The 19,769-nt window shown below is 42.6% G+C and carries 12 protein-coding genes and 2 riboswitches; all 12 genes read right to left on the bottom strand.

Translation table 11 applies throughout. The annotated features are described in order from the left end of the window. Nucleotides 1–49 precede the first annotated feature (49 nt). Complete coding sequence (locus JOC77_RS05135) at nt 50–2,029, bottom strand: PTS mannitol transporter subunit IICBA (protein ID WP_204539613.1); 1,980 nt, start codon at nt 2,027–2,029, stop codon at nt 50–52. Between the two features lie 442 nt (nt 2,030–2,471). Beyond that, nucleotides 2,472–3,467: a DUF3231 family protein gene (locus JOC77_RS05130; RefSeq protein ID WP_204539610.1), complete on the bottom strand. Its 996-nt coding sequence runs from the start codon at nt 3,465–3,467 to the stop codon at nt 2,472–2,474. Nucleotides 3,468–3,582: 115 nt separating this feature from the next. Next, the gene (locus JOC77_RS05125; RefSeq protein ID WP_239558613.1) at nt 3,583–4,008 is read right to left on the bottom strand and encodes a LuxE/PaaK family acyltransferase; all 426 of its coding nucleotides are present in this window, start codon (nt 4,006–4,008) and stop codon (nt 3,583–3,585) included. Continuing rightward, entirely contained in the window at nt 3,998–5,338 is a 1,341-nt protein-coding gene (locus tag JOC77_RS05120) for a solute carrier family 23 protein (protein ID WP_204539604.1), read from the bottom strand. Before JOC77_RS05120 ends, JOC77_RS05125 begins: the two co-directional genes overlap by 11 nt. Before the next feature lie 137 nt (nt 5,339–5,475). Further along, nucleotides 5,476–5,583: riboswitch (TPP riboswitch) on the bottom strand. 178 nt (nt 5,584–5,761) lie between these two features. Then, nucleotides 5,762–5,873: riboswitch (TPP riboswitch) on the bottom strand. A 152-nt stretch (nt 5,874–6,025) separates the two neighbouring features. Further along, nucleotides 6,026–7,216: an aminotransferase class I/II-fold pyridoxal phosphate-dependent enzyme gene (locus JOC77_RS05115; protein ID WP_204539601.1), complete on the bottom strand. Its 1,191-nt coding sequence runs from the start codon at nt 7,214–7,216 to the stop codon at nt 6,026–6,028. 440 nt (nt 7,217–7,656) lie between these two features. Next, the gene (locus JOC77_RS05110) at nt 7,657–8,463 is read right to left on the bottom strand and encodes a carbon-nitrogen hydrolase family protein (protein ID WP_204539598.1); all 807 of its coding nucleotides are present in this window, start codon (nt 8,461–8,463) and stop codon (nt 7,657–7,659) included. Continuing rightward, nucleotides 8,456–9,877 (bottom strand): APC family permease, encoded by a 1,422-nt coding sequence (locus JOC77_RS05105; protein WP_204539595.1) that lies wholly within the window; start codon nt 9,875–9,877, stop codon nt 8,456–8,458. Before JOC77_RS05105 ends, JOC77_RS05110 begins: the two co-directional genes overlap by 8 nt. Nucleotides 9,878–9,892: 15 nt before the next feature. Next, complete coding sequence (locus JOC77_RS05100; protein WP_204539592.1) at nt 9,893–10,807, bottom strand: acetamidase/formamidase family protein; 915 nt, start codon at nt 10,805–10,807, stop codon at nt 9,893–9,895. Between the two features lie 434 nt (nt 10,808–11,241). Continuing rightward, a complete protein-coding gene (locus JOC77_RS05095) occupies nt 11,242–15,378 on the bottom strand; it encodes a phosphodiester glycosidase family protein (protein ID WP_204539589.1) in 4,137 nt (1,378 codons plus the stop codon). Between the two features lie 242 nt (nt 15,379–15,620). Beyond that, nucleotides 15,621–17,531 (bottom strand): glycoside hydrolase family 3 protein, encoded by a 1,911-nt coding sequence (locus JOC77_RS05090; protein WP_204539586.1) that lies wholly within the window; start codon nt 17,529–17,531, stop codon nt 15,621–15,623. A gap of 430 nt (nt 17,532–17,961) precedes the next feature. Beyond that, nucleotides 17,962–19,041 carry a Gfo/Idh/MocA family protein gene (locus JOC77_RS05085; RefSeq protein WP_204539583.1) on the bottom strand — a complete coding sequence of 360 codons (1,080 nt, stop codon included), beginning with the start codon at nt 19,039–19,041 and terminating at the stop codon, nt 17,962–17,964. A gap of 74 nt (nt 19,042–19,115) precedes the next feature. Continuing rightward, nucleotides 19,116–19,757, bottom strand: coding sequence for a ThuA domain-containing protein (locus JOC77_RS05080; protein WP_204539580.1), 642 nt, complete (start codon nt 19,755–19,757; stop codon nt 19,116–19,118). Nucleotides 19,758–19,769 lie beyond the last annotated feature (12 nt).

Below are 19,769 nucleotides of genomic sequence, written 5' to 3'. Positions count from 1 at the left end.
TAAAACAAGGAATAGAAAAGCGCAAAATACGCTTTTCTATTCGATGTCATTATTTATTTTCATTGATAATATTCATTAATTCCCGTGCTGTCTTGGCTTTAACCATCTTTTCAATATTATCCATATCTGAGCATGTTACAGCTATACCGGATAGAATTTCAAGATGTGTGCCATCTTTACCGGCGATCCCGAAGATCAAGCGGGCCTTCTGGCCGTCAAAGTCCACACCGTTTGGAACCTGAAGGACTGTAAAGCCGGATTTAAGAACATCCTTCTTCGCTGCCTCTGTTCCATGAGGGATAGCTACATCGTTACCCATATACGTGGATGTCATTTCATCGCGCTCGATCATGGCTTCCACATAGCTTTCCTTCACATACCCTGCTTTTACAAGAGCTCTTCCGGCAAAGCGGATTGCTTCTTCCTTGTTTGCAAACTCTTGATTCATGAACACATTTTCTTCACGGAGCAATTCATTGTCCTCTTCTACGTCAGAACCTGCACGCATTTTTTCATTGTCTGAAGGTTCCTTGCTGTCAAGGCTCGGTTCGATCGAATCCTCACGCACACCAGGGACATTTGCTTCAGCATCTTCAACGATATCTTTCAGTTCGCCCTGATCTTTGTTTTGGAGACGGCCAATCAACGAATCATACTCAGGGCTTGATAAGAAATTATCAACTGAGATATGGTAAGCATTCGGCACTTTGTTTTGCGCTCTAGGAGTTAATTCTTCTTGAGTGATAACGATCTGTGCGTCAGCTGGAAGGTTATTGATCGCCGTATTGGTAACGGAAATATCAAGACCTGCCGCTTTTACCTTTTTGCGAAGAAGAGACGCACCCATGGCACTTGATCCCATTCCTGCATCACAGGCAAAGATGATTCTGTTTACGTTCTCAGGCATTGTTCCAGGGTTTCCTGCGAAGACATCAGCAACAGAGCTCTTCTTCCCTTTCATTTCCTGCATTTTTCTTGCTGCTTCTTCAATGTTTTCATCAGTCTGTTTGCCTGTTTTAAGAACAAATGCAGAAACGATGAATGATACAAGACCAGCCACAATCACACCGGCGAAGTTTGCAATGAATGCACCTGCAGTGTGTGGTGTTACAGCTGAAATAGCAAGGATACTACCAGGTGATGAAGGAGCGAATAATCCTCCGCCTAAAAGTACTAATGTAAATACACCGCTCATACCGCCTAAGATAACCGCTAAGAATAGCATTGGTTTCATCAAGATATAAGGGAAATAAATTTCATGAATCCCACCAAAGAAGTGGATGATTGCTGCACCAGGTGCAGAACGTCTCGCGGTCCCTTTACCAAAGATACAGTATGCAAGAAGCACACCAATACCCGGTCCAGGGTTTGCTTCTAATAAGAATAGAATAGACTGTCCATTTTGTTTAACCTGCTCAATCCCAATCGGAGAAAGAACTCCGTGGTTGATTGCATTATTCAGGAACAGTACTTTAGCAGGTTCAATTATAATACTTGTTAATGGCAGAAGTCCTGCACCGATTAACCAGTCTACTCCACTTACAAGCCAGCCTGTAAACGTATCAACAGCAGGGCCAACCAATAAGAATGAAGCAATAGCTAACAGTCCGCCAAGGATTCCAGCTGAAAAGTTGTTCACAAGCATTTCAAAGCCTGCTTTAACTTTGCCCTCAATCCACTGATCAAATTTCTTGATTACATATCCGCCAAGAGGTCCCATTGCCATAGCACCAAGGAACATCGGAATATCAGCACCAGCGATGACACCCATAGTGGCAATCGCACCGACAACTCCTCCACGGTGATCATGGAGCAGCTTACCGCCTGTATAACCGATTAATAATGGCAGCAGATACGTAACCATCGGGCCAACCATTTTGGCAAGGCTTTCATTTGGCCAGAAGCCAGTAGGTATAAATAATGCGGTAATTAAACCCCATGCTATAAACGCTGAGATGTTAGGCATAACCATCGAGCTTAGAAAGTTACCGAACTTCTGAACAGCAACTTTTATGTTTGTTTGAGCCATATTTGCGCTTCCTTTCTCCATCAATTCATACACAATAATACGCCTCGCTGAATTCCCATTCAATAAAGACAAATTTCAAGTTTGTCGCAGCGTCGATGACAAAGGTATTTTTGCTTAAGTATATTAGAATAATATCCATTTAACTTTATTAGTATAAGGTGGAAGAATGGAACTTTTTTAAGAGCCTGCCAACTGGTAACGGGACTTTAGCCTCCTTCCTTAAAGAGCCTGATCCTATTTATGAACAAACTGGAGAAAAACATTTCAGAGTTATCATAGGGTTTAATCATTTCATTTGTAATCCTGTTTATTATTTCCTTAAAGGCTTTTCTCAAACTTTTTTAGCTAATTTATATAGAATAATATTTATCTTATATTAGAGCCTCCTCAGTCACAAAAAAAAGCAACTGCGAGTGTTTCCGCTGTTGCTTTGAAAACTACTTTACCTCTTGGTTTGTTTTTCCGTTTGCGGCGGTTCTTCCAGCCAGCCATGTCGAATCATCAATGTAGCTCCCTCATGGGCATATTCATAAATATCTTTCATAAAGACAGCCAGTTTAGCCGGTAAGTCGTGACGCTGACTAAAAGCAGTTCCAACCGAGTTGCCTCCTAATGAGAAACTGCAAAATAGACTTACACAATACATCATAATTTTATCAGAGAATGGAGAAAGCTTTGAAGTCGTTACATTACCGCCTGCTGTAGAAGGCACCTGAATATCATTTTTAAGCAGAACCTCGCTCATCTCTTTAATGAGGCTTTTTGCGAGATCTCCTCCCTTGGCAAAATATTTACTCACTTCTTTTTCATGTGCTGCTTGAGCAAATCCGAGTATCATTTTCATTCCAACTGTGTTTGTTTCAATAGCACGGTAGATATGAGCTACTTCAACTGTGTTTAAAGGTCTTTTTCCAGTTAAGGGATTAAAACCGCCCAGATAGCTGATGTCTCTAACAAATTCCACTTTTCTTTCTACAGAAATATACGGTGACCTTGGAAGCAATCCTTTTCCCAAAAGGTACTGCGTGCAATATTCATAATACTTTTGCGTAATGCCAGTAAGTTCTCTAAAAATGTCAATAATATCTTCTCGATATGCCATGGTAATATTCAGTGTATGCATGGCCATACTGATTTCTTTAATAATACGTACAAACATGATATCAAAGCCATTATCATATAAGCTGGGTACCTCTGGATTAACATCCTCCGAAGTAAATCCAATCGGGACCGGCACTCCTTCCTCTTGAAAAATCACTACGATCCGTTCTACGTATGGATGTATTTCCTGATATAAGCTGGTCATAATTTCTTTCGCCTTATCATCATCCGCTTTTTCTATAAAATACTCAAGCATTCGTAAAATCAGTGTTTTTTGCTGATATGTCATCCATAACGAGCCGATTTCTGAAGATGATATAGCAGGATACTCAGGCATAAAGTTTCCTCCAAACTTTGGATTATTCAGTTATAGAGTTTACCTCCACCGACAAAAAATTCGCTGAATACATGGAAAAGCAGAAAAAAATCCGATATAGAAGTATAAGATTGTTTTACGAGTTCATTGGTAAAAGATAAAAGGGGCAGTGATTTGTTACAAAGTCCGGCAGCACAAACTGTTTAATAGGTCTCTTCATGGATTCATCCCAAACAGTAAGCACCTTATGATAGTTTTTGCCTTTAGCCTCCGGGTTCGTCGTGCCGCTTGTCATAAACACAGCTTCTGCTTCCTCTATTGGTTCACAGGATAGTGTTAAATGTTTAAACCCTTGAATCGGCATGGGCGGGATGTGTGCCCAATTCTTCACAGTAAGAGGTGTTTTCTTTTTAGACTGGCAAAACTTCTTATAGGCCTGATTATGCTGAAATTGAAAACGGAATAGCTTTAATGCCAGCCCGTTATAGTCCTTTTCATATTCAGCCGCCTGGTTTGGACCCCCGTTATAGTTTTTTATAAATTGAAGGATTTCATTGGTCATTCGTGTTGAATCTTGTCTCACCTTTTCTAAGCCAGTTAGGAATGTTCACTAATAACACCTGAAGGATAACCGACGTAAACGCGCCTATTAAAATACTGTTAGTCAGAAATGTTCCTAGAGTACCTTTAACGCCTGAAGCATAATCCGGCAGTGAAATAGCAAGCAAGATTGAAAGTCCAATGATCATATAATTTTTCTCAGAATGCTCAACCTTTGCAAGAATAGATATTCCTGTAAATACCAGAGTAGCAGCTGCTGGCAGGAAAATGCCGCCGACTACAGCATCAGGTGTCAAAGCGAGCAAAGCGCCCGCTTTCGGTACAAATCCAAGAATCAAGAAAATAATCCCTGCTGCCATAACTGGAAATCTCGACCCAACGCCTGTCAAGCGCAGCAGCCCCACGTTCTGTGCATAGGCAGTAGTAGGAAAGCCGCCTATTAATGAAGAAACAAATGAACCAGCAGATTCCCCTGCAAAACCGTTTCGGATTCTTTTAGAATCTAATTCTGTTTTTAACATGGATGCAGAAGCCTGATACACACCCATGGCTTCGATAACAGCCACAATATAAGCTACGAAAAACGTAAGGAACGTACTCCACTCAAACGTCAATCCCCCATAAGGAAGAAATTCTGGAACACCAAACCATGCTTTGTCTCCAATGGCGGAAAAATTGGTCCTCCCCATTCCAAAAGCGATCATGTCTCCTACAACTAGGGCAATCAAGAAAGAAAAGGACTTCCAGATTCCTTTTCCAAAAAGAGATAAAACTAAGACAATAACTGCTGTTGTGATGGATAATACTAGCGTGGAAGGACTCGCGAACGTTTTGTCCCCGGGAGATCCTCCTAAAAATTCATACAGGGTAAACCCGGATAACGAAATCCCAACTAAGAAGATAACGGTACCTGAAATAACCGGCGTAAAGATCGCCCTTAAACGGCCGATAATCCCGGTAATGGACAATAAAAAGACGATGATAGCACTTAGGAATATTCCTCCGCTGGCAGCCGCCAATCCGTTAGCCTTACCTGCTGTTATCATGATCGAGTCAAAGGCAGCTGATGGGCCTTGAATAATAGGAAGTTTTACTAGTTTTGTTGCCTGAATCAATGTTACGAGCCCGGCTGTAATAAAAATGGCATTTACAATATTAGCCGACTGCGATAGAGGCAGGCCGATCATCGCCGCTACAAAAATCGGATCCAGCCAGACGTTTGATACAAATACATGCTGCAATCCATATAAAAATGTTTTGAATGGAGGCAGCTTTTCTTCTATGTCTACTGTTATTTCCTGAGGATTCAAATTGATCTCTTTTTGTTCCATTTTAATAATCTCCTTAAATAGTAATCTGAATAATTCCATACGCTCTCCCTTCTAAGGAAGGGCACCACTCTTTTTCACATAAAAAATCCCTCCATGTTTTATGAGACACTGAGGGATTCATATACAAAATAGGGCCGTTGTATATAGAAACACTTCCCTACGCTGGTGCGAACCAGATCAGGTAATAAGGGTTAAGACGTGCGAGTCTAATCTCAGCCGGTCATCCGGCTCCCCCAGTGTATGTTATGTAGTTTTATGTTACAGCTTTTAATTGGTTATTAAACCTATTGCATTTTCGCGCAATAACTATTTATACGCTGCAATAATGGGACAACCCCCGCACCACGCTGATCACTACGCAAAAAAAGCCAGATCCATATGGAACGGACCTGGCATAGCTAGCAAGAAATAATTAATATAATTTCTTCATCTTCGCTACTTTCCTACGCTGGTACAAACCAGATCAGGTCCGAAGGGTTAAGAAACTTACGCGTTTCTCTCTCAGCCCGGTATCAGGGCACCCCTAGTAGTTTCCTATTAACAATTGGTTTTATATTAGCTCTATAAAGACTGTTTGTAAAGTGATGGCTAATACAAAAAAATATTATCATGGCAAAAATGGGCTTACTCCTATAATAAATATTGAGTTTTGTACCCTCTTAAAGATGTCTTCTTCTAATAAACCCTTTAAACCGTCAAATAGCTTGGCTTATTTAACAAAATCCCGCTTTTATCTACTGCCTGAATGGCTTCTATTAGAACTTCTTTATCTTGAACTAATGCAATTCGGACGTACCCTTCACCAGATGGCCCAAAAGCGCTTCCCGGAGTTACCAAAACGCCTGACTTTTCAACTAAATCGGAAGCGAAATCGAATGACTTTTCGTAGTGAGGCGGGATCTTAGCCCAAACGAACATCGTTGCTTTCGGCTTATCCATAGACCAGCCAATTTTATTAAATCCGTCACAAAGAATATCTCTTCGGTCTTGATAAGCCTTTTTCGTTTCTTCCACGCAATTTTGTTCACCCGTAATCGCTGCAATGGCTGCCTGTTGAATCGGTAAAAACATTCCGTAATCCATGTTTGACTTTAAGGTTTTTAATTGAGAAACAACTGCTTCGTTTCCTACACAAAATCCTATTCTGGCTCCTGCCAAGCCATATGTCTTCGATAATGAATTAAACTCCACTCCTACATCCTTTGCACCAGGAAAGGAGAGGAAGCTCTTACCCTTTTCTCCTTCATAAACCATCTCACTATAAGCATTATCATGGAGGACGATAACGTCATATTTTCTTGCAAATGAAATCAGCTCTTCATAAAAAGAATGGGGTGCGGTTGCAGTAGTTGGATTATTAGGATAAGAAACTAACATTAATTTTGCCTTTTTTGCTACTTCCTCTGGAATATCCTGAAGACAAATAACATGGCCATTTTCTTTTTTCTGAGGCATATAAAAAAGCTCTGCTCCCGCGAGTAATGGACCATGAACAAATGCAGGATAAGACGGGTCAGGCACTAGTACCAAATCGCCTTCATCAACAATGGACAAAGAAATATGGGCAAGCCCTTCCTGCGAACCTAATAACGAACAAATTTCTGTGTTTGGATCTAAAGCCACTCCATATCTAGTTTGGTACCAATAACTCACCGCCTCTAATAAAGCAGTTTGGTCATTGATTGCATAAATATAATTTTTTTCATCAGCTGCAGCTGTACATAGCGCATCTTTGATATGTTTTGCAGGAGGGATATTCGGAGTGCCTATACTTAAATCATATACTTGTTCCCCTCGTTCTACCTTCGTTCTCCTGATCTCCACCAACTTTGAAAAAATACTCTCTCCAAAATGATCCATTCTTTTTGCAAATTTCATGTGCGCCGCCTCCGTGTATCACGTTTTATAATTACCTTTGAAAGCTTTTTCTTGTGCTCCTTTTTTCCCTTTAAAAAGCACCTTATCAATGCAATCAGGCTCTTATGTAACCTATCTGTTGAGTTAAACTATCAAAAAAGGCAGCCGCAGCAGCCCATGTGTCCTTCTAATAACGTAATGATAGAAATTCCATAATTCCATAAAAAAAGTTATTCCTACATTATCCTATTACTAAGAGTATTTTGTCAAAATAGTCAGAATGAAATTCAAAAAAATATATTACCTGTCGCCATCGCACTCAGTAAGGTTCATTGAAGCCTAGCTATACGAGGCTAGTTAAAGTGTGGAATTTTGCTGCCGGACCTATTGGGGTTACACCATCTCCAAAAAATAAAAAGAAAGGAGCGGGATCCCGCTCCTTTCTCTGTGGCGTATATGTCTTAAATAACTGTTTCATTATTTTCCGTCTTCATTTTATAATGCTCCGGACGCCGGTCTTTCATATAAAAAGGATAGCTTCTAGCCTTTCGAATCAAGCCTAGATCCATTTCGATGACCAACTCTTGTTCTTGGCCGCCAGCTTTTGCCAGCATTTCCCCATATGGATCGGCAGCTGCACTTTCTCCGAAAAATAGAGTGGACTCTTCCTGGCCGATTTGATTGGTTGTTGCTACAAAAACCTGATTTTCAGCAGCCCGGCTCTGGATAAAGAGCTGTTGAACATGCTGAAACGGAGTCATGTTAGCGGTCGGCGCCAGGATGATTTCAGCTCCTTGCACCGCAAGAGAGCGGGCGGATTCCGGAAACTCTGTATCGTAGCAGATCATGATGCCAATTTTGCCAATATTGGTATCCCATACCGGAAAGTCTGTTCCTGCCTCGAAATATTTAGATTCCTCATCCCAAAGGTGAACCTTTTGATAGGTTCCGAGAATTTCCCCTTTTTCATCGATAAAACAGGCTGAATTATAAAGGCGGCCATCTTTCTTTTCAGGAAAACCGAACACCAACTTAACGCCATAATGGCGGGACATAGCTTGTATGTGACAAATCGAAGAACCATGTAAGTCCTCAGCCAGCGATTTGGTATGTTCTCTTGTGAAATAGCCGGTTAAAAACAGCTCTGGGAACAGCACAAGATCACATCCCTTGTTATAGGTACTCTTTATATATCGTTCCATCGTTCTTAAATTGCTGCTTTTATCAAGCAGCTTCGGCTTTGCCTGGGCTAACAGAATCTTAGGCATTTATCTTCTCCTCTGGGATCTCCATCTTTTCATGTTTCGTTAACATAGCTTTCTGACCGTTCAGGAGCCAACGAGTCCCGCCTCTTGGTTTGAGATACAAGAAGTAATAAAGGAGCGCAGCACCAAATGCAATAGCACTTATAATAAGGTCTTTTGAAGATTGCTGAGACAACGCGGCGATCGAACCAGCCAAGGCTATAATCGGGATAACCGGAAACAGCGGCAGCTTAAACGGGCGATGAAGGTGTTTGTCTCGAACCCGGCTGACCATGACACACAAAGCAACAGTGGCATATAGCAGTACGATGGTTACAGAAGTAAAGGTGACCATGCTGACTAAACTGGAATCAAAGCAGACCATTGCACCCAGTGCCCCCATAAATAATGTGGCTGCCCATGGAGTTTTGAAGGTTGGATGGATAGTGGTAAGGAACTTATTAATTTTTTCAGGAAATGCTTTATCACGGCCGGCACTATAGTACACCCTTGAAAATTGGAGAATAACCGCCAGCACACAGTTGATCATGGCAATGGCCGCTCCTGCATTCAAAAAGAGTGTGGCGTTTTTGCCCATATACATTTCCCCTATGTAATTAATCGGTGATGGTGAAGAAAGGAAAGTCTTGATATCAGGTACAGCGAGCAGGATGCAGAATAACGGAATAATCTGCGCCAGTACACCGATCAGCGCCGAGGTAAACAAGGTCTTGCCAATATTGGCTTTTTGGTCTGTTTCCTCAGAAAAATTGATGGAACTGTCATAGCCATTATAAGAAAAGAGAGCAACTGTAACGGCTGCAAAAACAATCGACCAGGAAACAGGCATTATGGAGGATTTATCTTCGCTAAGCATGACAGGCTGAAACAGGCTGCTAACCTCCTGTACGGGGTGAAAAATAGCGACAACCGCGATGACCCCTACAACAAGCAGCTCAAGAAAAAGAAAAACTTCTACGAATTTCGCATTCCACTTCATTGAAAGAATGGTTACGACCGTGCAGGCAGCCATTACCCCGAAGGCCGTCCAGCTCGCTGTCCAGCCCGGAAATATTTTAATTAAATAGTCTGCGGCTCCAAAGGCAATGGTGGCAGGAAGGAAAATACCCTGAATAAGATAATTTAATAAAGCAAGAAAGCCAATCGGACGCCCCAATACACGGTAAACGATGCTGTATAACCCGCCTGCCCCTGGATACAAAGCTCCCAGTTCGCTCATGCAGAGCGCTACACATAAAGCAATCAACGCTGCGCCCAGGAAGGAGATAAATGTACCCGTTCCCGCTGTGGCCAGAACGGCAGGAACCATTAGAAAAACACCTGTCGTTGGGCTGATGTCGCTTACAGAAATCGAAATATTGCCGAAAAATGAAAGGGACCTCTTCAACTCTTCTTTTGGCTTCATTGCTTTTGCCATTACTTCACACCCCTTTTAGACTAATTGATATTGATAATTTGCAAGTACTGATAATGGCAGCTCCATGCGGGCAGTCATAAGCGGATCCACCACCTGGCAGATTCTCAAATCTCCTATCAGGCTTAGCAGCATACCTGCTTCATTAAAATCCATACCTAGTTCATTAGTTAAAAAGCTGTGCATTAGAGTAGTCGCTTGTTTTGCTGCCGAGTCAAGAGTTTCACTTGAGGCAATAGTCATAATATGGTCGCCTTCTACTAACATAGGTAATGGCAGTCGTTGATCTTTGACCACTGTAACTCTTACCGTTACTTCACCCGGCACTTCCAGTCCGCAGATAATGACCTCCCCGTCCCCCATTACGGCATGAAGGTCTCCCATGGCGAGCAAGGCGCCCGGTACATGGACAGGCAGATATAGAACAGCTCCCTCCACAATCCGCTTACAATCCATATTGCCGCCGTGCTGGCCCGGAGTCCCGGATGGAATCTCTTCTTTGGCAGGAGATGTTCCAATAACACCGATCATAGGCCGGATAGGAATTTGAATCTGGTCATTAAACAGCGCCTTGCCATTTTCGATAGGGGTAATCTTTGTTTTTTCTTCTTTAATGGAATCTCCCAGTACACCCATTTTCGGGGCAACTGTCATAACGCCCTTGTCGGCTATAGAAATGCTTTGAATTTCAACCTTCAGAGTATCTCCTGGTTCCGCTCCCTCTACAAACAATGGCCCTGTAGCAGGGTTGATCTTGTCCCAGCCAACCGAGCTGAATGGCTGGTCCTCACTTTGGATCTGATTGCTGAAGCAGTCGCAGGTTTCAAAGGTAATGGTCGAGCCGCTCGGTGCCGAATGGACTGGCTGGTTGGATGGGGAGAACATTAGTATGGTTTTGTCTTTGGGAATCTTTGCAGATGAAGTAACAGACATCTTATACGCCTCCAATTTTTAATCGAAATTTGTGTTAATAAAAGGTATACTAATCCACTAACGCATTAATGCTTTTACTCATTAAATATAAAATACGAGATGTTTTCTAACAATATTTATGTCAGCAAGTCTGACAAGGATTTGGACGAAACCAACACTCAGGTAAGACTTCTTGCTAACCATTTTCATATAGAAACAATCAAAGGCTGACAGCAATTTGTCAGCCTTTGATTATGACTATTTAATGTGTATGTGGCTTATGTCCAGCTTGATGAGTGCTTAAGCCATATCTCTTTCTGAATGGTGATTTCCATTTTTTAAGATTTTCTAGCCGCTTCACGCGCAGTAGCCCGATGCCAGACCAATCCCTTTAGCGGACTAGAGTGGTAAAAAGAGTGCCAGGCACCCATGCGGACTGCACTCTTTCCATGCTTCTACTCATCTGACTCTTCACCTTCAGTTTCATCTTCAAGGTCATAATCTTCATTAATAATTGTAAATTGATCGATGGTTTCACCCTCAGATGAAACGGTTGTGAAGGTTATTTTATTTTTGTCCACCTTTGCCTGCATCGAAACGGCAATGCTTTCCATGTTTACAAAATCAAATTTCTCATCTGCAACTGCATCATAGTGTTTTTTACCAGTTGTACCAGCGACAACATAAACGGCACCGTTCGGATCTTCTTTGCCCGCCTTCAGCTTTTTCGTTCTGCCATAAGAATGATCATGACCAGAGAAAACAATGTCAATTCCTAGGTCATCGACAACTGGCGGCAGTTTTTCTTTCATGGTTTCATTTCCGCCAAAAGGATTGGTGAAATAAGGAGGCTTGTGAGTAACAAGGATTTTCCACGGCTTATCGGACTTTTTCACATCCTGTTTCAGCCACTCAAGCTGCTTGCTTAGAGTCTCGGAATCACTTGTATATCCTAACACGCTAACATGCATATTATTGTAATCAACCGAATACGTACCACCCTTGTCCAGATCCGGGCCATTATCAGGTGAGTTAAATATGGCTTTCGCTAAATGCCCATCCGCATCGCCCATGTATTCATGATTGCCTAAAGCAGCAACAAGATCAGTTGAACGAATATTGTTGTATTGGCTCATGATACTTAATGTATCATCCCATTGCTTAAATTTAGAGGATTCATCAATCAGATCACCGACATGAATCATGAATGATACTTCTTTTTTATCCAGGTCTCCAAGTATTTTAGTAAAATCACTCAAATCAGAAGGGGATTGAGTGTCTCCTAAAACCGCGAACTCAAAGCTCTGCTTCTTTTTTAAAGTGGTGAATTCTTTCAGTTCTGACCAGTTTTCTCCATCACCGACCCGGTAAACATAGGTTGTTCCCTGCTGTAGGCGCTTTAATGCTACTTCATTCACTCTGACCATTCCGTTTTTCGTAATATCCTGCTCACCAGAGAATACCTGGTCGCTTGATGAGCCTGTGGCTGTTTGTAGTGAACGTTCACCTTTCTTGTCATAATCTTTTTTCCTGGCAAATTGGATCACAGCCGTATCCTTTGCCAATGGACTCGACATCCAGGTGAAGCCTTTTCCTTTATAAGGGTCACCTGTAGGCGTCGATATCACATTTTTTATTTCATCTGCAGCCGCAAGTGATGGATAGGTTTGGGTATTGTATTTAAACGAGTACTTACCATCCTTCACTGCGTATAAAGCGATTTTCTTCACCTCGTTTGTAATAGATTCCACATGAAGAGAACCTTTTTCATCCGTTTTGCCCAATGATACTGGCTCCTTGCGATCATCAATAATTGCAAAGACTTCCGCGTCACTGACTAATTGATTTTGGTTATTTTTAATCGTGATCACGGCAGGCTTCCCAATTAAAATTGGCTCAGCAGCTAAGTTGAAAGCACCTTTTACTTCCAAACTTGCCGGCTGCATGGAATAAGTGGAGATGAAGCTGGCTTCCTTAGGCGAACGATAGTGTAAGCTGGCTTCACTGATGTCATAGGTAAGCTTGCTGCCTTCTTTCGTGGATGCAGGGATTCTGATCTTAACTGTCGCTGCCTCGGCAGCTGCTGCTGTTTCTCCGCTGTTCACCAGCTTCAGCGTAATAATGCCCGTATCTGCATCATAGCTTGAAGTGCTCTCCTTAAATCTATCGGAAAAAGTAACGTCCTCCACTGGGAAGTTTTTATCAACCTGAAGCTTAATGGAAGAACCTGAAATCTCAGCTGGATTCTCAGCCTTAACCGTAAGCTCGAACACATCACCCAGTAATGCCTGCTCTTGTTTTTTAACGATTTCAACCTTTGCTGAACCAGTGCTGACTGTAAAATAGACGGTTTTGATCGCTTGATTTCCAAATTTATCAGGAACCATAAGTGTTACCTTGTGGGTTCCATCCGACCATTTCAAGCCGCTTAATGATATATAACCATCCATATCATATGAAAAATGGCCTTCCGATTTGGAATAATCTTTTCCATCTACAAAAACGCCAATTTTATCCCAATCAATACCGGTTTTAAATGGATCGTTTTCATATTCAGCGACATCTGCTTTCAAATTCACCGCATTTGTCGTAAATGACTTGCCATCCACATTAATGGATTGAATAACGGGCGGATTTAAGTCATCTACTTTGTCCCCATAAACAGCTCTAATATTATCGATATAGACTGACCCTTTAGTCATAGGACCAGTGATACCTGATTTAGTGGACATTACCCTAATTGCCTGTGTACCGGATAATTTGAACGGCCCGGTAAAGGACGATGGTATTTCGGCCTCGATGTATTTCCAGCCAGTCCAGTCAATGCCTGGTTTTTCCGGAGTAAGATTAATGGTCTGGCTTTTATTGTTTCCATCGACAATGAGCATTCTCAGCCAGTAGCCTTGAGCTTCCCCTGTTCCGTAAACCCACATTCCAATACTTGAAGGGTTATCAGGAATCGTTGTGTTAGCGCCAGGCCCTGCATAAACACCAAGAGTAGTTCCTGTTTGTGCATTCGTAAAGTCAAAATCCATTTTCAAGGATTGACTGCCAAATCTTACTGGCGCTGGATATTTAGCTACAGTTAAAGTCCCTTTTTCACCGCGGTTAGCCGTTGATGTTTTCCAGCTTCCAAGGCTTTCTTCAAAATTGAACAAAACCTCTGGAAGCTTTCCAACAGAGACTTTTGTGTGTGCTGTAAGACTTGTTCCCTTCAAACGGGCTGTAATGGTCCCTGAAACACTTTTGTCTCCTGTATGCAGGATCCCTGATTCATCAATGGTACCCATTCCCTCAGGGATATCAAACTCAACATCCTGCAGGTTCCAGCCGACATTTCTCTTTTGATATTTTATTATTAAATCTAAATCGATTTTACTGTTTTTTGCTGCGGTCAATTCAGCTGAGCTGAAAGACATTTCATCGGGCTGTGCCAATTCTATGATGCTTTTGCCAACCTCTTTGCCCTGGTATTGTAAGGAGACAGTCAATAAGCCGGTTTTGCCGTTTGATAGAAACTTTCCATTCTCATCGATGGTACCAAATGACGAATCAGATAATTCCCACGTTAAGCCAGACGCTGGCAGCGCAGCAGATGCCATGGATTTGTCTCTGCCCTTGGCAGAGAACTGAATTGAGCTGCCGGCGGTAAATGATTTGTCGTAAGGCTCAATGTGAGCGGATTCAAACACGTGATCGGATGGTTCTTTCGAAACAATCAGCCACGAATTGGCTACACTTCTTTCCCCACGGTCAGATGGTTTGTTGTCTACCTCCAGATTGTCGCCGCCCATTTCACGTGTTGTGAAGGTAGAAGATCCTCCTCCGTCAAGGTTTAACGCATTTACTGCCCCTAAATCGATCATTAATTGCGCTAAATCAGGCATAGAAATTCCACTGGAATAAGGCTCTTGTCTTCCGTCAACAACCGCAAAAAACACATCGCCATCTTTTTTAATCCCGACAGCTGTCCGCGGCTCCTTATCAGCACCTGTTTTAGGAGTTTGATAGATTTGGCCATTTTTTACGAGAATGGCATTTCCGCCCAGTGCTTCTTGTAATTGATCCTTCATCCCCACATATTCTGATGCGTCCCCAATTACGGCCTCGCCGGATTTTTTGACCCCAAAAAATTTGTGTGACGCTGCATTCAGAGCTTTCACTGCTTGTCCATCTTTGTAAACAACGCCGTGCGGCTCTCCTGTTGCCATATTATAAAAGTCCGCGTTTACAGCTGCAACGACTTTGTGGTTAGCGCCATTCGCTGCATTTGCCTGCTGTCTAACGGGCTGAAGACCATATGCCGGTCCGTCGTTAGGTGTACCAGCCTCAATTGCCACGCTTGGATTTTGGAAATCCACATCCACTACAAAACTCTCAATCTTCTTTCCGTCTCTTCCTTCAAAGCTGTAGTGCTTTTCCAATACACCCGGCGCTATATCTGACCGATACTCGTTAATGGGTGTTTGTATTAGGGTAGAGCTTAAATCGAAGTCCCCCAGGGCTGAAGTATAGCCGGGTGAAAAAATACTACTTGCCAAAACGAAAGATAAAGTAAAGGGCAGGATCCTTTTATTCCTATTTCTCCTCATATTACGCCTCCTAAGTTTAATTCATCGTCAAATGGCGAATGATTTGCATAAATAATGACAATAACTCCATAATATTGAAATAATGTTAATCTAATATGTCTTTAATATTAAGAAATTGACAGAATACAAAAAAGAGAGAAATAGCCTATTGAGGGGTAGGGAGATGCAGAGACAAGAGTTTTTTAAACGTTCCTATAATCAGCAAAGGCTAACAGCAATTTGTCAGCCTTTGATTATGACTATTAATGTGAATGTGACTTTTTACCAGATTGCTTCGTTTTTAAGCCGTATCCCTTTTTGAATAATGGGTTAACTTTATCATGATTATTGATTTGTTCCATATTTCTCGGCCAAGTAAAGGAGAGTTTGCCTGTAAACTGGTAGTCACCGAATAGAACATCGGCAACCCCTCCGCCTTCACTGCCAGGTAGCCAGGAAGCTACAAGCGCATCCATATCTTTTAGCTGCTCGGTAAGTATCATTGGGCGTCCGGACTGAAGAAGGACAACCATGGGAACTCCGGAAGCTTTTACTTTATTTAGTAGATCGATATCTTCCTGAAGCAGACCTAAATCATCGCGGTCTCCGTACATTTCGGCATACGGCGGTTCACCAATAACAACTACGGCTACATCGTGGCCCTTGGCGCCTGTTCCATCTTCACTATAGTCGACCTTTGTATTTTTTCCAGCTTTCTCTTTGATTCCTTCAAGGATCGTTGTACCCGGAATCAAATCCTTTTCAGGCTGTCCCATCCATTGGGGGGAACCACCCTGCCAGCTAATCGTCCAGCCGCCAGCCTGGTAGCCCATATTATCGGCTTTCTTGCCGGCTACGAAAATTTTTGAATTTTTCTTTTGAAGAGGTAAAATGTCATTTTTATTTTTTAATAGAACCTGAGATTTACGGACAGCTTCGCGTGCGATGGCACGGTGTTCAGCACCACCGACACCTTTAGCGACTAAATCCTGGTCAGCATATGGCTTTTCGAAAAGGCCATTTTCAAATTTAACACGTAAAATTCTCGTTACGGCATCATCAATACGGCTTTCAGATACTTCCCCTTTTGCGACAAGTTCTTTAGTTGTAGAAATGAATTGTCTCCACTCATTCGGAATCATGAATAAGTCAATTCCAGAGTTCACACTGCGCTTGACCGATTCTCTAAAATCATTAGGAGCGATCTGCTGCGGGCCGTTATAGTCTGAGATAACAAAACCTGTGAAGCCCAAATCCCCTTTTAACACTTCGGTGATCATGTGATAGTCGCCATGCGTTTTAAGGCCGTTAATGCTTGAGTAGGTCACCATGACCGTTCTTGCTCCGGCTTTAATGGCTTCTCTGTATGGTTTAATATGCTTCTGAATATCTTCTTCCGTATATTCTGTTACGTTCCCCTGGTCATCTCCGCCTTCCGTCAGCCCATCGCCGACAAAGTGCTTAATAGAAGCGGCAACATGTTTCCCTTTTAAGAAGTCAGGGGCATTCTTTTCACCCTGGAGGCCTTCAACCAAGGCCGAACCAAGCTTACCGGTGTCCTTTGGATCTTCACTATAGCCTTCATACGTACGGCCCCAGCGGATATTCTGCGGAGCAGCAAGTACAGGAGCAAATGTATAGGAAATACCGGTCGCGCGAACTTCCTCGGCTGTAGCTTGTCCAATCCGCTTCATCAGCTTCAGATCATGAGCGGCACCCAAGCCTATGTTATGAGGAAAAATAGTGGCACCATACACATTGTTATGCCCGTGAACGGCATCAACACCATAGATAATAGGAATGCCTAAACGGGTGGATCTGGCACCTCTTTGGAAATCATCGACCATGTTTGCCCAATCAGCCGGCTTATTCCCTGTTGTTGGCAGTGACCCGCCGCCGCTTAGGACAGAGCCTATTCCGTACACTTTGATATCATTTGCTGTAACGGCATTTCGTTCAGGCTGCACCATCTGGCCGATCTTCTCGTCAAGGGTCATTCTCGGCAGCAAATCGTCCACTCTTTTTTCAACGGATAGTTTAGGATTCTTGTAAGGTGCTATCTTTTCTTTCCCGCGTGCATCTACATGATTGGACTGCCCGCCTATACTTGTTCCAACCAGGGTAAGCAGCGTTAAACCAGTAAGAATGGAATGCTTTAAGCCTCTCTTAGCCAACCCAATCTCCTCCTATGCTTTTTTGTGTGAACCAAATAGTCCGGTTTAGCTTAAGACCTTTTCCTCCTTTATGTAGTTTGTTAGCGCTTACAAGGCGAGTATACTACATATAAAATTCGGGAACCTAACGACATACACACCGATTTCCAAAATTGGTAAATAATAACCATGTAATTTATTGCCATATAGGTATGAGGCTGGAAGGGGAATAATCCTTTATTCCTATAAAGTAAAAAAGCGTGGATTTTTCTTCCAACAATGTGAGAATCATTACGCATTTTATAAAAAAGGTACAAAAAGACTCTCAGCCCAATCGGCTGAGAGTCTTTCTCGAGATAAATTTAAGCTTGTTATTTCTTCATTGTTTCGGCAAATTGCATTAACATTTGGTTTTTTCTAAATATATATCAGTTTTGGCTGCAGAATAATATTACCAGCCTAATGAAATAACAGTTCCAGTCCTGGCCGATTCATAAATCGCATCCAATATGATCTGGGTCTTATACCCATCCATCGCAGAAGCAATCGGCTCTTTCCCTTCCTTGATACAATCGATAAAATGCTTCACAAGCAAGGTACGGCCGTGTATAAATCCCTCCGGCTCGTTAAACTCTATGTCTACGACTCTATCAAATTGTTCAGTCAGGAACTTACCTCCTACGAATCTCTCGTCAACTGCCTTTAATACGACTCCGCCTTCTGATCCATATAAGGATAGATGTGGTTCTTCATCACAGTCCATGTGGGCGGCCCAGCTTGCTTCGAGAAGCAGTGTGGCTCCGTCTTCCATCTTAATCATAGCGGTGGCGATATCCTCTACATCATAGATGCCATCCCAATCAGGCGAGCCCCAGCTGCCTATGCCTTTTTGTTTAGGTCCAAATTCCGAGTAGGTGCTGCCGAAGACCGACACCGGCTTTGGGTTTCCCATCATATACAGTGCAAGGTCGAGCATGTGGACACCAATATCAATGAGCGGCCCGCCGCCTGATTTCTTGCTGTCGGTAAACCAAGTTCCCCAGGCTGGAATTCCTTTCCGTCGGCACCAGCCGGTTTTGGCCATGTAGATGTTCCCAAGTTCTCCCCTTTCGATCTGTTCCCTGACATGCTGGGCTGCCCACTCAAAGCGCATTTGCTGTGCCATCATCACGATTTTATCCGTAGCTTCTTTGACCATCAATATCTCTTTAGCATCCTCTTGGTTCAATGCCATCGGCTTTTCAAGAAGTACGTGCTTGCCTGCCTTTAGTGCCTGTATGGTCAATGGCGTATGAAATTGGTTCGGGACCGCAATGATGACCGCGTCTATGTCGGTTCTAGCAATTAGCTCATCTGCACTTTTTTCTACAAAGGGGATGTTGAATTCTGCAGCGCAGGACTCCGCCTTTGATAGGGTAGTGTTCGTCACAGCCACAATATCACAATCCTCAGGGTATTTTTGAAGGTTTTCAATATGAATCCTTCCAATATTCCCGGTTCCTATTAACCCAACCTTTACTTTATTCCCCATATATAAGCCTCCTTTCCGTTCTAAAAAACTACAAAAAAAGGGAAGGGGTTTTAACCCCTTACACCTTCTGGCTTTTATTCGCTGACCCAATGAACACACTTTCCTAAAACACTTAGAAACTCTGAATTCATTAGCCCTTCTTGATTATGGGCTGGAGTCAAACAGACAACCCGCCCGTTTCCATATTTATGATACCACCCTGCGATCGACTCACCATCGACTGATTCAGAACGAAGAAAAACATTGGTATTTGCTTCATCCACATGGACAAAATAATGTTCATCCATAATGTTAAAATTAATAGTTTCAGAGACAATCAGATTTTCACCTGAACTAACATAACGAACGGACTGATGCTTTTCAGGATGGGACAGGAAGTAGCCCCTGAGCATTTGAGTGTAGCTCCCTTCCACCGGAAAAGAAGCGAGCCCAGCATGCCAGGCAACCCAATTCCCGCCATTTTCTACATAATCAACAATTGATTGAGATATCTCATTTGTCATCCACGTAGAAACTTCCTTTTCGTTAGGATTTACCCGATCTTCCTTAAATAAAACAACGGCGTCAGGCTTTTCGCCGAGCTTTTCAAGCAGCTGACCTGTCTCTGTAAAGACCAGTTTTACATCTTGATATGGTTGAAGAGCTTTCAGAAGCGACTCTTGTGCCCATTCATACTTGTGATAATAATCGCCAACAATAGCAAGTATTCTCTTCAATGGCTCCTCCCC

Source organism: Peribacillus deserti (assembly GCF_016909175.1).
Classification (GTDB): domain Bacteria; phylum Bacillota; class Bacilli; order Bacillales; family DSM-1321; genus Paraperibacillus; species Paraperibacillus deserti.
The sequence above is the reverse complement of the archived record's forward strand: the minus strand, read 5'-3'. Positions and strand labels throughout refer to the sequence as shown.

Bases quoted from the DNA above. Each gene is read 5' to 3' on its own strand.
- JOC77_RS05135 (WP_204539613.1), bottom strand. From the start codon at position 2,029: ATGGCTCAAACAAACATAAAAGTTGCTGTTCAGAAGTTCGGTAACTTT.
- JOC77_RS05130 (WP_204539610.1), bottom strand. From the start codon at position 3,467: ATGCCTGAGTATCCTGCTATATCATCTTCAGAAATCGGCTCGTTATGG.
- JOC77_RS05125 (WP_239558613.1), bottom strand. From the start codon at position 4,008: ATGACCAATGAAATCCTTCAATTTATAAAAAACTATAACGGGGGTCCA.
- JOC77_RS05120 (WP_204539604.1), bottom strand. From the start codon at position 5,338: ATGGAACAAAAAGAGATCAATTTGAATCCTCAGGAAATAACAGTAGAC.
- JOC77_RS05115 (WP_204539601.1), bottom strand. From the start codon at position 7,216: ATGAAATTTGCAAAAAGAATGGATCATTTTGGAGAGAGTATTTTTTCA.
- JOC77_RS05110 (WP_204539598.1), bottom strand. From the start codon at position 8,463: ATGCCTAAGATTCTGTTAGCCCAGGCAAAGCCGAAGCTGCTTGATAAA.
- JOC77_RS05105 (WP_204539595.1), bottom strand. From the start codon at position 9,877: ATGGCAAAAGCAATGAAGCCAAAAGAAGAGTTGAAGAGGTCCCTTTCA.
- JOC77_RS05100 (WP_204539592.1), bottom strand. From the start codon at position 10,807: ATGTCTGTTACTTCATCTGCAAAGATTCCCAAAGACAAAACCATACTA.
- JOC77_RS05095 (WP_204539589.1), bottom strand. From the start codon at position 15,378: ATGAGGAGAAATAGGAATAAAAGGATCCTGCCCTTTACTTTATCTTTC.
- JOC77_RS05085 (WP_204539583.1), bottom strand. From the start codon at position 19,041: ATGGGGAATAAAGTAAAGGTTGGGTTAATAGGAACCGGGAATATTGGA.